This window comes from uncultured Roseobacter sp. (genome assembly GCF_947495025.1).
Classification (GTDB): domain Bacteria; phylum Pseudomonadota; class Alphaproteobacteria; order Rhodobacterales; family Rhodobacteraceae; genus Roseobacter.
The window spans coordinates 103,763-118,735 of record NZ_CANLXG010000004.1; the positions used below are offsets into that span (position 1 = coordinate 103,763).

Below are 14,973 nucleotides of genomic sequence, written 5' to 3' on the forward strand. Positions count from 1 at the left end.
CTGCACCCAATCTGCTCAGGTTTTGCGCGCAACCACATAGCGGGACGGAACGGCCCCGCTACCGTCAAAGGTTTCCACGATCTGAAAGCCTGCTGCTGTGATCATCGCGTCATGTTCCCCGATCGTGCGGAATGCAACGAAAGGGACGCGCCCGGTCAGGTGCAGAAGCGGCAGGCCGATACGCAGCAGAGGGAACCACAGCGGAGGCCGCGCCGGCGCCACCGTTGTCTTGGAAATGAACAGGCCACCGGGCTCAAGAAGGCTGTGCACCCGCCGCAGGACGGAAGGCATGTCACGCAGCAGATGCAGCAGGTTAAGAGCCAGTACCGCGTCATATTCACGGTCCAGCAGGCGGGGCTCTGACCAGCCGGCTGTCAGCAGTTCCAGATTGTCAGGTGTCTGTTTGATCCGCGCCTCGGCAATCATACCAGCCGAGACGTCTGTGGCCGTGTACCGCGCCACACCATCCGCCAGCCGGATCGCCGTCGAACCGGTGCCGCAACCCAGTTCAAGGACCCTGTCGCCAGAGCCCAGATAACTGCGGGTGCGCCCCAGCGTGTATTCATAGGACTTCATGTCGCGGATTGGCTGGCGCGCATATTTAGGGGCGATTCTGTCCCAGAAAGCTGTGGGGTTCATAGCATGTCTCCTTACCTGATCAGAAAATGACATATGCAGATAGTGAAAGGAATTGCCTGAAAGTGTCGGGGTGATATGCATATCTGTATGGATCAGCCCACTAACAGTTTTGACTGGACCCAAAGTCGCGCGTTTCTGGCGGCGGTGGATGCGGGGTCGCTTTCCGGTGCTGCGCGGTTGCTGGGTCTGGCGCAACCAACCGTGGGAAGGCAGATATCGGCCCTTGAGCAGGATCTCGGCGTGCTTCTGTTCGAGCGCAGCGGGCGCAGTCTGGCGCTGACCCGCGCGGGCCTTGACCTTGTGGAGCATGTGCGCGCAATGGAGGCGGCTGCCAACCGGGTTGCGCTTTCAGCTTCCGGCCAGTCGCAGGCGGTCGAAGGGCTCGTACGGATTACCGCAAGCGACATCTTCTCGGCCTATCTGTTGCCGCGGGCACTGAAACAGATAGAGGCGCTGGCGCCGCAACTGGAGATTGACCTTGTCGCCTCGAATGAGGTGCGCGATCTGATCCGGCGCGAGGCGGACATCGCCGTGCGGCACGTGCGCCCCGAACAGCCGGACCTGATTGCAAAAAAGGTCCGTACGTCGACCGCACGGTTTTATGCGACCCCGGAGTATCTCAAGCGACATGGCACTCCGGCCACGCTGGAGGCGCTCGCGCAGCATCGTTTCATCAGCTTTACTGATACAGACCAGATGATCGCGCACATGAAGGGGATCGGCCTCGAACTGAAGCGCCGCAACTTCCGTTACGGATCTGCCAGCGGTATTGTCGCGTGGGAGCTGGTGCGGCAGGGCTTTGGCGTCACGATCATGTCAGAAGACGTAGGTGCTATGACCCCCGAAGTCGTACCGGTCCTGCCCGAAATGGATCCTGTCACCTTTCCGACATGGCTTGTCACGCACCGGGAACTGCACACCAGTCGCCGGATCAGGCTGGTCTTTGATATTCTGGCCGGTTTTCTGGAAAAGCAACACCGGGTGTGACCGGTCAGCCGCCTTCGCTCAGCGCGCCGTTTTCCCACGTACCGGAAGCTTCTTCGCCGGTGGCGTAGCGCATGGTGCCCGTGCCTTGGCGTTTGCCCGACCTGAAGGTGCCTTCGTAGACATCGCCGTTTTCATAGGTGGCTACACCCTTGCCTTCGATTTCACCCTCGACCCACTGACCATCATAGGTAAAGCCGCTGGTCATGGTGATTTTTCCCTCGCCGTGGCGCTGGCCGTTCTGAAAGCCACCGGTGTAAACGGTGCCGTCGGGGTACGTGGCCGTTCCCTGCCCGTGGCGCTGACCGTCCAGCCATTCCCCGTCGTAGCGGTACCCGTCGGCATAGGTCATGACACCCTGACCGTGGTTGCGTGCATCCCGGAAGTTACCTTCGTAGACTACACCGTTGGTGTAGGTGGCCTTGCCGAACCCTTCGATTACGCCTGCCTTCCACGCACCGGCATATGTCGAGCCATCCGGATACGTGATCGTGCCTTCGCCGTCGGCCAGTCCGTCAGAAAAAAGCCCGGCGTATACGGAACCGTCCGGGTAGGTCACGCGGCCCTCGCCTTCGATTTTGCCCGCCACCCAGGAGCCTGTGTAGGTATAGCCGTCCTGGGCGGTGAAGGTTCCCTGGCCATTTCGCAGATCGCCCTCGAACTCGCCTTCGTAGACGTCGCCGTTGGCATAGATGACCTTGCCCACACCTTCGCGGCGGCCCGAGACCAGCTGGCCTTCATAGACATCGCCATTTGCCTGGGTCAGGCGTCCGGAGCCGTCGATCTGTCCGTCGCGCCATAGGCCGACGTAAACCAGACCGTCAGGCATGGTCAGCGTGCCCTGTCCTTCGCGCTTGCCGTCGGCGATCTGCCCTTCGTAAACCGCCCCGTCCGGATAGGTGATTTTGCCCGTGCCCTGTTTGACGCCATCAACCCAGTCACCGCTGTATTCATAGCCTCCGGGGCTCTGCATGGTGCCTTTTCCATGGTGACGCGCATCCTGAAAACTGCCTTCGTAGCGGACACCGTTGGCATAGAGCGCTATGCCCTCACCGGTGATCGCACCGCCGGCCCACTGGCCTTCGTACGTGCCGCCGTCGGCGAATGTGATCCGGCCAAAGCCCTCGGGTTTACCCTTGGCAAAGGTACCCTCGTAGACTGATCCGTTGGGAAAGCGCGCAACACCCTCGCCTTTGATCTCTCCGTCGATCCACTGACCGGTGTACTCATAGCCGTTCGGCAGCTTGTAGGTGCCGGTACCGTGCTGGACGCCGCCGCGGAAGGTACCTTCATAGACGCCACCGTCATCGTATTGTTTGGTCTGGACTTCACCGTCCTGCGCAAGCGCGGGCAGTGGTATCAGAGCAAGGCAAAGGATCAGTCTGCGCAGTGTCATGGCTCACCTCAGTGCGTTGTTTTATGGCGGGGCTGCACCCCCGCGCGTCCCGGCTCTGAACCTAATCGCTGGGCCGGTCGGTCGCAACGCCCTTTTGCTGCATCGGCGGCACGAGGGCTTTTCACCGGGGCCTGATCTGCTACATGACGCTCAAAGAGGCAGAGAGGCCGGGCGTTATGGCAGATCGTTTTCGCATCACACTGGGGCAGCTGAACCCGACCGTCGGGGACCTGGCCGGCAACGCCCGGCGCGCGCGGGGGGCCTGGGAAAAGGGCAGAGAGGCCGGTGCTGATCTGGTGGCACTGCCCGAGATGTTTCTGGCCGGATACAATGCGCAGGACCTCGTAATGCGCCGGGCCTTCCAGCTGGATGTGACCACACATCTGAACGCGCTGGCGGCAGATTGCGCCGACGGACCGGCGCTGGCCATAGGCGCCCCCTGGGTCGAGGGCACAAAGCTCTACAACGCCTATCACATTCTCAAAGATGGGCGTATCGCCTCGACGGTGCTGAAGCATCACCTGCCGAATGAGACAGTGTTTGATGAAGTGCGTATTTTTGATGCAGGCCCTCTGGGTGGGCCGTATTCGGTGGGCAACAGTCGCGTGGGCAGCCCGATCTGCGAGGATGCATGGCACGAAGATGTGGCGGAAACTCTGGCCGAGACGGGCGCAGAGTTCCTGCTGGTGCCAAACGGTTCACCCTATTACCGGGGTAAATTCGATACGCGGCTCAATCACATGGTGGCCCGTGTGGTTGAGACAGAGCTGCCTCTCATTTACCTCAATATGGTTGGCGGTCAGGACGATCAGGTGTTTGACGGGGGCAGCTTTGGTCTGAACCCCGGTGGACAGCTGGCATTCAAGATGCCGGTGTTTGACGCAGATATCGCCCATGTTGATCTGGAACGCACGCCGGAGGGCTGGCGGATTGTCGACGGCGAAAAGACTGCGCACCCGGATGCGTGGGAACAGGACTACCGCGTTATGGTCCTGTCCCTGCGCGATTATATGCGCAAAACGGGGTTCAAAAAGGTACTGCTGGGGCTGTCGGGTGGGATTGATTCCGCCATTGTCGCGACCATCGCCGCAGATGCGCTGGGTCCGGAAAACGTGCGCTGCGTGATGCTGCCGTCGGAATTTACGAGCCAGAGCTCACTGGACGATGCAGAGGCACTCGCCAGAGCGCTGGGCTGCCACTATGACTACGTGCCCATCTCGGAAGGTCGCGAGGCCATCACAAGGACGCTGGCGCCGCTCTTTGAGGGCCGCAACGCAGACCTGACAGAGGAAAACATCCAGTCACGCCTGCGCGGTCTGCTGCTGATGGCGATGTCGAACAAATTCGGCGAAATGCTGCTGACCACCGGCAATAAATCCGAGGTCGCGGTGGGCTATGCCACGATCTACGGCGATATGGCGGGCGGCTATAACCCTATCAAGGACCTCTATAAAACGCGTGTGTTCGAGACCTGCCGCTGGCGCAATGCAAACCACCGTGACTGGATGATGGGCCCTGCGGGGGCTGTGATTCCGCAACAGATCATCGACAAGCCGCCCTCGGCTGAGCTGCGTGAGGATCAGAAAGACAGTGACAGCCTGCCTGATTACCCGGATCTGGATGCAATGCTGGAAATTCTCGTAGACCGGGCCGGTTCAATCGAGGATTGTGTGGCGGCGGGCTTTGACCGCGATACCGCGAAAAAGGTCGAACATCTGATCTATATATCTGAATATAAACGGTTTCAGTCTGCGCCTGGCGCACGGCTGACCAAAGGGGCTTTCTGGCTCGACCGGCGTTATCCTGTCGTCAATCGCTGGCGCGATCCGTCCTGAGCACGGGATTGTGAGTTGGCGACAGCGCGCTACCGTTCCAGGTTGCTGAAAAACCCGCTTCCAGGAGTGTCTATGTACCGATTTTCTGCCGCCGTCGCCGGACTTTGCCTTGTATCTGCGGGCGCACATGCCTGTGGACAGGAAACGGATTGCATGGTCGGCGAGCGCAGCTATCGCCTGGTCATGCCTGAAACCCAGGCCGGCGACGAACCGGTGCCGGTCGTGGTCTTTGCGCATGGTTATCGCGGGTCGGCCGCAGGGGTTATGCGTAACGGGTCCCTGCGTCGTATGGCGTCTGACCTCGGTGCGGCACTGATTGCGCTGAACGCAGACGGCGGCAGCTGGATGCTGCCTAACCATCCGCGTGACATGGACAATGATGGCGCCTCAGAGTTCGCATATGTGGATGCGGTGCTCGACGATGCGGCGCAGCGCTTTGAGATAGATGACACACGGATCATGGTCACCGGGTTCAGCGCGGGCGGCATGCTGGTGTGGAATCTCGCCTGTTCCCGAAGCGACCGTTTTGCCGGTTTTGCCCCGATTTCAGGTACTTTCTGGCTGGAACCACCTGACGCCTGCAGTGGCCCGGTCGCCAGTATCATTCACATTCATGGAGACAGTGACCGGACCGTTCCACTGGAAGGCCGCGCTATTGGCCCCACCAAACAGGGTGAGGTGGACGAGGCGCTGGCGATGTACCAGGGCTATGGCGAATACGGTGATTTCAGCGGGCCCACACAATACGGCGATCTGATGTGTGACGAGGCGGACAACTCTGCCGGCGATATGATGAAGTTCTGTCTGTTTGAAGGCGGGCATTCGTTCCGGACGGAATTCGTGCGATTTGCCTGGGAGCAGTTCCGGGAGGTGGGGCGGCTCTGACGAGCCCCCCCACCACACCATGATTTACAGCATCAGCTGGTAGCTGTGCGGCACATAGCGGAAGCCGTCATCGCGGGTTTCCACATAGCCGACGCCGGGCCAGGGCATGTGATACCCTACAAACGCTGTCTTGTCGGCAGCCAGCATATCAAGAATGCGTCGGCGTGTGGCGGCCGCAGCAGCCTTATCCATGTCGAATTTCACTTCCCAGTCGGGATACCCCAGCGACCAGACATAATGGTTGGCAAAATCCGCGCCCAGCACCAGCTGTGTCCCGCCGTTTTCGACCATATAGACCATGTGCCCGGGCGTATGACCAAAGGCTGCCATGGCTGTCAGACCAGAGGCCACGTCGCCGCCGTCTTCCAGAAAGGTGAACTGCTCTGCAAAGGGCTGGATCTTTGCTTTGAAGTTGTCGTTGTCCTGCTTAGCCCATGCGTCGTATTCCGCCCGGCCGGTAACATAACGTGCATTGGGATAGGTCAGGCTGCCGTCCTCAAGGGTCATGCCGCCGATATGGTCGCCGTGCATGTGCGTAATGACCACCACATCCACCTGATCCGCGGTATAGCCCGCAGCCTCAAGTGCCGCGCCCGTACCTGCGCCCGACAGACCGGTGTCAAAAAGCACCAGTTCGGATCCGGTGTTCACCACGGTGGGTGTAAAGAAGAACTGGGCCGCATCGACGGGCAGATTGTTTTCTGCCGAAACCGCGTTGAACGTGTCGGCATCGACGTTCATGCCAAAGATGTTCTGCGGACCTTCAACCGCGCGGGAGCCGGCGAGCAGGGTCGTGACATCGAATTCTCCGACCTTGAGACGCTGGAACGGCGCCATGCTGGTGCCGAGGATCGGGGCAGCAGCCCGGCTGACACCGGCGGTTGCGGCTGCCAGTGGCAGAGCAGCGGCGCCGGCAAGTGCGGCACGGCGTGAGAAGGACGGTGACTGGGTCATTGGAGGTCTCCCTGTTATATGTTCACACGCGAAAGTAGCGCCTGGTCACAGTCAGACCAGTCCGTCACGGGTTTTTGCCCATCACATTTCCGCGCGCACCCGCCCTGCGGCGCCTGTGCATGTGCTGGACAAACGCCCCCCCCTGTGACAACACCGCGCCAACAGGAGACCACCATGACAACCACCCGTTTTGCCCCGTCGCCCACCGGCTATATCCATATCGGCAACCTGCGCACGGCGCTGATGAACTACCTCATCGCGCGCAAGGCAGGCGGGACATTTATCCTGCGGATTGACGACACCGATCCGGAGCGCTCGAAAGAGGAATATGTCGACGGGATCAAACGCGATCTGGAATGGCTGGGCCTGCACTGGGACCGGACAGAGCGTCAGTCTGAGCGGCTGGACCGTTACCACGCGGCGGCAGATCAGCTGCGCGATATGGGCCGCTTTTACGAAGCGTTTGAGACACCGACCGAACTCGATCTGAAACGCAAAAAGCAGCTCAATATGGGAAAACCGCCGGTCTATGACCGCGCCGCTCTGGCGTTGACGGACGCGGAGAAAGACGCGCAGCGCGCCGAGCGCGGCAATGGCGTCTGGCGGTTCAGGCTGGATCAGGAACGCATCGAATGGAACGACGGCATCCTGGGCGATATTTCGATTGACGCGGCATCGGTGTCGGACCCGGTTCTGATCCGGGGTGACGGGCAGATTCTCTATACACTGGCCAGTGTCGTCGATGATACTGAAATGGGTGTGACGAATGTGGTGCGCGGCTCTGATCATGTGACCAACACGGCGACACAGATCCAGATCATTGGAGCGCTTGGCGGAAACGTGCCCGCTTTTGCGCACCATTCGCTTCTGACCGGCTCGCAGGGCGAAGCACTGAGCAAACGCCTCGGAACGCTGGCTCTGCGCGACCTGCGTGAGCAGGGGGTGCAGCCCGCAGCGCTGCTGAGCCTGATGGCGCGGCTGGGGTCCAGCGATCCGGTTGAACTGCAGACTGAGATGTCCGGCCTGATTGACGGGTTTGACATTGAGCGGTTCGGCTCGGCACCGACGAAATTCGATGTGAACGATCTCTTCCCGCTGACCGCGCGCTATCTGGCGGGCCTGTCACTGGAAGATGTTGCAGGGGCTGTCACAGACGCAGGCGTGCCGGACGACATGGCAGAGCAGTTCTGGGCTGTCACACGCGAGAACATCACGACGCTGGACGATCTGGGTCCGTGGTGGGTGATGATGCGTGACGGTGCAGAGCCTGTGATCGATGACGAGGATGCTGCTTTTGTTGCCGAGGCCATGGCACTGCTGCCCGAGGGGCCGTTTGACGGTGACACATGGGGCACATGGACAGCCTCTGTGAAAGAAGCGACGGGCCGCAAAGGACGCGGCCTCTTTATGCCGCTGCGCAAGGCCCTGACCGGTCAGGCCCACGGTCCGGATATGTCAGCGCTGATGCCTCTTTTGCAGGTTGTCAAAGCCCGGGGTTGACCTGATCCGTTGCTGCGCTGAGGCTGCGGCATGGCGGAAGCACAGGCAAAATTCCTCACAGGAAACCTTTTCGGGCATGTAACAGTGATGTCGCTGACGGCGTCACTGGGTCTGCTGGCGATTTTCGCTGTCGATTTCATAGACATGATATTTATTGCGATGCTGGGAAAGGCAGAGCTGGCTGCAGCTGTTGGATATGCTGCAACTATACTGTTTTTCACGACATCATTCGGTATCGGCCTGTCGATTGCTGCGGGCGCGCTGGTGGCCCGTGCACTGGGGCAGGGCGACGGCGGGCTTGCCGGACAGCGCCGTACAAACACGCTGGTAGCGGGTACCTTGCTGAGTGGTCTCTTTGCTGTACCGGTGTGGCTGCAGCTGGACTTCCTCGTGACACTGCTGGGGGCAGAGGCGGAGATCGCGGACCTTGCTGTAGGATATCTGCAGATCATTGTTCCCAGTCTGCCGCTTCTGGTGATCGGGATGATGGCCGGGACGATCCTTCGCGCGCATGGCGATGCGCGGCGATCGATGATGGCCACGATCTGGGGTGGTGTTGCCAACGCCGTGCTGGATCCCATCCTGATTTTCGGGCTTGGTCTTGATCTGACGGGCGCGGCGCTGGCGTCGGTTGCGGCGCGCATCGTTATGGCATGGGCGGCGATGGTTCCGATCATGCGCCACTATGGCGGGATCAGTGTCCCGCGTCCGGGCCCGATGCTGAGGGACATGGTGCCGTTTGCGGCAATCGGGGTCCCCGCAATCCTCACGCAGCTTGCCACGCCGGTCGGACAGGCCATCGTGACCCGTGCGATGGCGACATATGGCGAGGCGGCGGTGGCGGGTATGGCCATAACCGGGCGGCTGAGCATGCTGGCTTTTGCGGTGATTTTTGCCTTGTCCGGTGCGGTGGGTCCGATCCTGGGGCAGAATTTCGGCGCGCGCGACTTCGGGCGTGTGCGCGGCGGTTTCCGGGCCGCGATACAGTTTTCGGGCATCGTCGTTATCTGCGTCTCTGCGCTTCTCTTTGCGTTGCGGGCGCCGATCGCGGATCTTTTTTCCGCCACTGGCATCACGCGCGAGCTTGTGTATCTTTTTTGCGGCCCGCTCTCGCTGCTGTTTTTCTTTAACGGCGTGCTCTTTGTTGCCAATGCGGCCTTTAACAATCTTGGCCATCCGTTCTGGTCGACCTTTCTGAACTGGGGTCGCAATACGGTTGGTATGGTCCCGCTGGTCTGGCTGGGATCGGCCGGTATGGGTGCTGCAGGAGTACTGATCGGTCAGGCGCTGGCGGGCGTGGTTTTTGGTATTCTGGCCTGGGTCCTGGCGGTCCGGGTTATGCGCGATCCGTCCGCGGATGTCGCCGCGGCAAAGGCGGCGCGTTCAGAATTCGGACGCCAGGGCCGTCTCATGTCGTTGCTTCACCTGCGCCGATAGCGCGCTGAGGTGGTCATCCACCAGCGCTGCCTGGCGGTCGGTCAGCACCTGCGCGCGCGGGTAGACCGGTGAGGCGCGGTCATTCACGATGGGTGTGTTCCAGCCGTCTGTTGTGTCAAAGAAGCGTGCGACGCCATCCTCGCCGTAAATCTCATCATACCCCTGCACGACCACGTCCAGATAGCTGAGCAGTATAACGTGGCTGTTGCTTTGCAGCATGTTTTCCTTCTGGACCGCATAGACCGCGATGTCCGGTTCGGCCGGGTGATCGTGGTCGATGCTCCGGCCTGCGCTGATGCGGTTATAGCCCGCTTCGCGCGCGTCCAGCGCTGCCCAGTCTGCGTCGGGAACGGCGGCGATGACGCCGTCAATGCTGTGACCCGCAGCTGGCACGCCCGTGAGCAGCACAACGCCGAACCGCGGGGTAGCCACCCAGGCCCGTCGCCAGCCATTCAGCCGGGCAGGCAGAGCGCCCGGGTAGCTGTGTGTTTTTGTGTTCACAAGACTGCCGTAGCCAAAGAAATGGGGATCGCTCATCCGTGCCTCTCGCGTGTAATCGGGCACACTGAACCATTAAGCAGAAGTGATCACAAGAGCGCTTGACCGAAGCGTATACACCGGCTTACGTTTGCGGCATCTGCACGGGAGAACCGGGTCCGACCCGGTGCCGAAGGAGCAACCGCCCCGGAAACTCTCAGGCCCAAGGGACCGTGCAGAAGACGAACTCTGGAGAGTGATGCGCTTGCATCCGCCGAAGGGATAACGATCTCAGGCCGCGTGACAGAGGGGGCATTCAGCGCACAGCGGTAAGCTGTGCCGGGAATGCCGGTGTGTTTCAGCAAGCAATATCCGGCCGGAAACGGGGAGAAGCCTTATGGGCGAACTGGCCAGGACACCGCTGCATGCACTGCATGTGGAACTTGGGGCAAAGATGGTGCCCTTTGCGGGCTATGAGATGCCCGTGCAATATGGTGTGGGTGTGATGGGCGAGCATCTGCACACCCGCGCGCGGGCAGGTCTTTTCGATGTCAGTCACATGGGACAGGTGATTCTGTCCGGGGCTTCCTGGGAAGCGGTTGCGCTCGCCTTCGAGGCGCTTGTGCCAGTGGATGTGCTTGGTCTTGGTGACGGACGCCAGCGGTACGGATTTTTCACAAATGAAGCAGGCGGGATCGAGGATGATCTGATGTTTGCCCGCCGGGGCCAGGATCTGCTGGTGGTCGTCAATGCGGCCTGCAAAGCGGCCGATATTGACCATATGCGGGCTAATCTGAAAGGCGTTTCCATTGACGTTCTGGAAGACCGGGCGCTGCTGGCACTGCAGGGTCCGGCGGCCGGCGATGTGCTGGCCGGCCTGGATGCACGTGCCGGCGCAATGCGTTTTATGGACGTGGCGGACCTGACGCTGGGCGGGATTGCGGTCTGGGCGTCCCGGTCCGGCTATACCGGTGAGGACGGGTTCGAGATTTCGGTTCCGGCAGATCAGGCCGATGCACTTGCGCGACTGTTGCTGGAACAGGAGGATGTGATGCCCATCGGTCTGGGCGCGCGGGACAGTCTGCGGCTGGAGGCGGGGCTGTGCCTTTATGGCAATGACATCGACAGCGGAACGGATCCGGTTTCAGCAGGTCTGCGCTGGGCCATCCAGAAGGCGCGCAGGGCAGGCGGCGCGCGCGAAGGAGGTTTCCCCGGGGCAGAGACTGTTCTGGAACGCCTGGCCAACGGGACCGACACCCTTCGTGTGGGGCTCCTGCCGCAAGGCCGGGCACCGATGCGCGAAGGCGTGCAGATTTTTGACGCAGAAACAGACGGCGCGGTCGTAGGACGCGTCACATCAGGCGGGTTCGGCCCCACTGTGGGTGGTCCGGTGGCTATGGGTCATGTTCAGAGCACGCATGCGGTCACGGGCACGGCGCTCTGGGGAGAGGTACGTGGCAAGCGGCTGCCGGTGCGCATCGCAGACCTGCCTTTTGTGGCGGCAAATTTCAAAAGATAACTGACAGGAGAAGACAATATGAAATTCACGGAAGAGCACGAATGGCTGCGTGAGGAAGACGGGGAAATGGTCGTGGGGATCACGATCCATGCGGCTGAACAGCTGGGCGATGTGGTGTTTGTGGAACTGCCCGATGAGGGGACCACGGTGAGCAAGGATGACGAGGTTGTCGTGATCGAATCCGTCAAGGCCGCCAGTGATATTCTGGCCCCGGTAGATGGCGAGATCACCGAAGTGAACGAGGCGCTGACCGACAATCCCGGCATGGTCAACGAAGACCCGCAGGGCGAGGCGTGGTTCTTCAGAATGAAGATCACCGACGCGTCACAGATGGACGGCTTCATGGATGAGGCCGCCTACAGGAAATTCATCGAATAAGCTTTCTGGCCGGTCGGGGAAGCCTCCGGCCGGGAAATGTCCACCAGAAGAAACTGACGTGCGCGAAAGGATTGCGACCGATGGTGTATAAACCAACTGAGTATCTGCCCTATGATTTTGCCAACCGCCGGCACATCGGCCCGTCACCGGAAGAAATGGCCGGGATGCTGAAGGTTGTGGGGGCAGAAAGTCTGGAAGCGCTGATTGAGGATACAGTGCCGGCAGCAATCCGCCAGAAACAACCGCTCGATTTCGGGAAAGCAAAATCCGAGCGTGAGGTGCTGGAGCACATGCGCCGGACGGCCAGCAAGAACAGGGTGCTGACTTCGCTGATCGGTCAGGGATATCACGGGACAGTCACGCCACCGGCGATCCAGCGGAATATTCTGGAAAATCCGGCCTGGTACACGGCCTACACGCCATACCAGCCCGAGATCAGCCAGGGGCGGCTTGAAGCACTGCTGAATTTCCAGACCATGATCACTGATCTGACAGGTCTGGATGTGGCAAACGCCTCCTTGCTGGACGAGTCAACGGCCTGTGCCGAAGCAATGACAATGGCCATGCGCACGGCAAAATCCAGGGCAAAGGCTTTTTTCGTGGATCGCGACTGCCACCCGCAGAACATCGCAGTGATTAAAACCCGCGCGACCCCCCTGGGCATCGAAGTAATTGTCGGCAACCCGTCGAAGATGGATGCCTCGGCAGTATTTGGTGCGATTTTCCAGTACCCCGGCACCTATGGGCACGTGCATGATTTCACCGATCTGATGACTGCGCTGCATGAACATCAGGCAATCGGGATCGTATCTGCAGATCCGCTCGCGCTGACCCTGCTCAAGGAACCGGGGGCAATGGGCGCCGATATCGCGGTTGGATCAACCCAGCGCTTTGGGGTGCCCGAAGGGTATGGCGGACCGCATGCGGCCTATATGGCCTGCCGCGATGCGATCAAGCGGGCTATGCCGGGGCGGATCGTCGGCGTGTCTGTGGACAGTCACGGGCACCGTGCCTACCGGCTGTCGCTGCAGACCCGCGAACAGCATATCCGGCGGGAAAAAGCGACATCGAATGTCTGTACGGCCCAGGCGCTGCTGGCGGTCATGGCCTCGATGTACGCGGTATTTCACGGGCCTGAAGGACTGCGGGCGATTGCGCAGCGTATCCACCGTAAAACAGTGCGCCTGGCGCGCGGGCTCGAAGAGGCGGGGTTCCGCGTCGACCCTCAGGCCTTTTTTGATACGATTACAGTGGATGTCGGACCATTGCAGGCGGCAGTCATGAAATCCGCGGTGGACGAGGGTATCAATCTGCGCCGCGTAGGAGAGACCCGTGTGGGCATCAGCATGCACGAGCGCTGCCGCCCGGACACAATTGAGGCGGTCTGGCGCGCGTTCGGGATTGTAAAGCAGGACAGGGACTTCAAACCGGATTACCGCTTTCCCGAAGAGATGCTGCGCACGTCTGACTACCTGACGCACCCGATTTTCCACATGAACCGGGCAGAGACAGAAATGATGCGCTATATGCGTCGTCTGGCCGACCGGGATCTGGCGCTGGACCGTGCGATGATCCCGCTGGGATCCTGTACAATGAAGCTGAATTCTGCTGCCGAGATGATGCCGGTGAGCTGGCGGGAGTTTTCGCTGCTGCATCCTTTTGCGCCCGCTGATCAGGCCGAAGGATATGCGGAGCTGATTGCCGATCTGAGCGCAAAACTCTGTGATATTACCGGCTATGATGCAATTTCGATGCAACCCAACTCAGGCGCGCAGGGAGAATATGCAGGCCTGCTGACGATTGCTGCATACCACCGCAGCAACGATCAGGGCCACCGGAACATCTGCCTCATTCCGATGAGTGCCCATGGCACCAACCCGGCATCAGCACAGATGGTCGGCTGGAAGGTTGTGCCGGTGAAGTCTGCGGAAAACGGCGACATTGATCTGGACGATTTTCGGATCAAAGCAGAACAGCACAGCGAGAATCTTGCGGGCTGCATGATCACGTATCCGTCGACCCACGGTGTGTTTGAGGAAACCGTGACCGAGGTGACCCGGGTCACGCATGAGCACGGTGGTCAGGTCTATATCGACGGCGCGAACATGAATGCCATGGTGGGCCTCTCTCGACCCGGTGACCTCGGGGGTGATGTGAGCCACCTGAATCTGCACAAGACATTCTGCATACCACATGGCGGCGGCGGCCCCGGCATGGGGCCGATCGGCGTCAAAGAGCACCTTGTGGCGCACCTGCCGGGGCATGAGGAAACGGGCGGCGGAGAAGGGCCGGTGTCAGCGGCGCCTTACGGATCGCCGTCGCTGTTGCCGATCAGCTGGGCCTACTGCCTGATGATGGGCGGTGAGGGTCTGACGCAGGCGACGCGGGTGGCAATCCTGAACGCCAACTACATCGCGCGGCGTCTCGAGGGAGCGTTTGATGTTCTTTACAAAGGACCCACCGGGCGTGTGGCACATGAATGTATCATCGATGTACGCCCGTTCGAGCAAAGCGCGGGTGTGACCGTCGAGGACATCGCCAAACGTCTGATTGACTGCGGATTTCATGCGCCAACCATGAGCTGGCCGGTCGCCGGAACGCTGATGGTGGAGCCGACCGAGAGTGAAACCTGTGCCGAGCTGGACCGGTTCTGTGACGCAATGCTGGCGATCCGCGCAGAGATTGCAGAGATCGAGGCCGGACGTATTGATGCGGTAAACAATCCGCTGAAAAATGCACCGCACACGGTTGAGGATCTGGTGAGTGACTGGGACCGGCCTTACACCCGCGACCAGGGCTGTTTCCCTCCCGGTGCCTTCAGGGTCGACAAGTACTGGCCGCCTGTAAACCGGGTGGATAACGTATACGGCGACCGCCATCTGGTGTGCACCTGCCCTCCGATGGAAGACTACGCCGAGGCAGCGGAATAAAAGGGGGCTCTGCCCCCGGCCTTTCCGGCCTTCTCAAAG

12 protein-coding genes and 1 riboswitch are annotated in these 14,973 nt (G+C 60.7%); of the genes, 8 read left to right on the forward strand and 4 right to left on the reverse strand.

From position 1 onward, the window contains the following. Positions 1–15: 15 nt before the first annotated feature. On the reverse strand, positions 16–639 hold the full coding sequence (locus Q0792_RS17960; RefSeq protein WP_298844079.1) for a class I SAM-dependent methyltransferase: 624 nt from the start codon (positions 637–639) through the stop codon (positions 16–18). Positions 640–726: 87 nt separating this feature from the next. Between Q0792_RS17960 and Q0792_RS17965 the strand changes: the two genes are divergently transcribed. Further along, entirely contained in the window at positions 727–1,626 is a 900-nt protein-coding gene (locus Q0792_RS17965; protein WP_298844082.1) for a LysR family transcriptional regulator, read from the forward strand. 4 nt (positions 1,627–1,630) lie between these two features. On the opposite strand, the gene Q0792_RS17970 is transcribed toward Q0792_RS17965, so the two are convergent. Further along, entirely contained in the window at positions 1,631–3,019 is a 1,389-nt protein-coding gene (locus Q0792_RS17970; RefSeq protein ID WP_298844084.1) for a 2-isopropylmalate synthase, read from the reverse strand. Positions 3,020–3,195: 176 nt separating this feature from the next. On the opposite strand from Q0792_RS17970, the gene Q0792_RS17975 reads away from it, so the two are divergent. Next, positions 3,196–4,854, forward strand: a complete 1,659-nt coding sequence (locus tag Q0792_RS17975) for an NAD+ synthase (protein WP_298844086.1) — start codon at positions 3,196–3,198, stop codon at positions 4,852–4,854. Between the two features lie 72 nt (positions 4,855–4,926). Continuing rightward, positions 4,927–5,739, forward strand: a complete 813-nt coding sequence (locus tag Q0792_RS17980) for a PHB depolymerase family esterase (RefSeq protein WP_298844087.1) — start codon at positions 4,927–4,929, stop codon at positions 5,737–5,739. A gap of 24 nt (positions 5,740–5,763) precedes the next feature. Here the strand turns inward: Q0792_RS17980 and Q0792_RS17985 are convergent, their stop codons facing one another. Beyond that, positions 5,764–6,693: an MBL fold metallo-hydrolase gene (locus Q0792_RS17985; protein ID WP_298844089.1), complete on the reverse strand. Its 930-nt coding sequence runs from the start codon at positions 6,691–6,693 to the stop codon at positions 5,764–5,766. A gap of 174 nt (positions 6,694–6,867) precedes the next feature. Between Q0792_RS17985 and gltX the strand changes: the two genes are divergently transcribed. Both gltX and Q0792_RS17995 read left to right on the forward strand, forming a co-directional pair. Continuing rightward, positions 6,868–8,193 carry a glutamate--tRNA ligase gene (gltX, locus tag Q0792_RS17990; protein ID WP_298844090.1) on the forward strand — a complete coding sequence of 442 codons (1,326 nt, stop codon included), beginning with the start codon at positions 6,868–6,870 and terminating at the stop codon, positions 8,191–8,193. Positions 8,194–8,223: 30 nt separating this feature from the next. Further along, positions 8,224–9,630, forward strand: coding sequence for an MATE family efflux transporter (locus Q0792_RS17995; protein WP_298844092.1), 1,407 nt, complete (start codon positions 8,224–8,226; stop codon positions 9,628–9,630). On the opposite strand, the gene Q0792_RS18000 is transcribed toward Q0792_RS17995, so the two are convergent. Continuing rightward, positions 9,577–10,167 carry a gamma-glutamylcyclotransferase family protein gene (locus tag Q0792_RS18000; RefSeq protein WP_298844095.1) on the reverse strand — a complete coding sequence of 197 codons (591 nt, stop codon included), beginning with the start codon at positions 10,165–10,167 and terminating at the stop codon, positions 9,577–9,579. The two genes, Q0792_RS17995 and Q0792_RS18000, sit on opposite strands and share 54 nt — an antisense overlap. Before the next feature lie 95 nt (positions 10,168–10,262). After that, positions 10,263–10,351, forward strand: a riboswitch (glycine riboswitch). A 153-nt stretch (positions 10,352–10,504) separates the two neighbouring features. Between Q0792_RS18000 and gcvT the strand changes: the two genes are divergently transcribed. From gcvT to gcvP, 3 genes are all read left to right on the forward strand, one after another. After that, a complete protein-coding gene (gene gcvT / locus Q0792_RS18005; protein WP_298844097.1) occupies positions 10,505–11,626 on the forward strand; it encodes a glycine cleavage system aminomethyltransferase GcvT in 1,122 nt (373 codons plus the stop codon). Between the two features lie 18 nt (positions 11,627–11,644). Then, positions 11,645–12,004: a glycine cleavage system protein GcvH gene (gene gcvH, locus Q0792_RS18010; RefSeq protein ID WP_298844102.1), complete on the forward strand. Its 360-nt coding sequence runs from the start codon at positions 11,645–11,647 to the stop codon at positions 12,002–12,004. Positions 12,005–12,084: 80 nt separating this feature from the next. Next, entirely contained in the window at positions 12,085–14,934 is a 2,850-nt protein-coding gene (gene gcvP / locus Q0792_RS18015) for an aminomethyl-transferring glycine dehydrogenase (protein WP_298844105.1), read from the forward strand. The last annotated feature ends 39 nt before the right edge of the window (positions 14,935–14,973 follow it).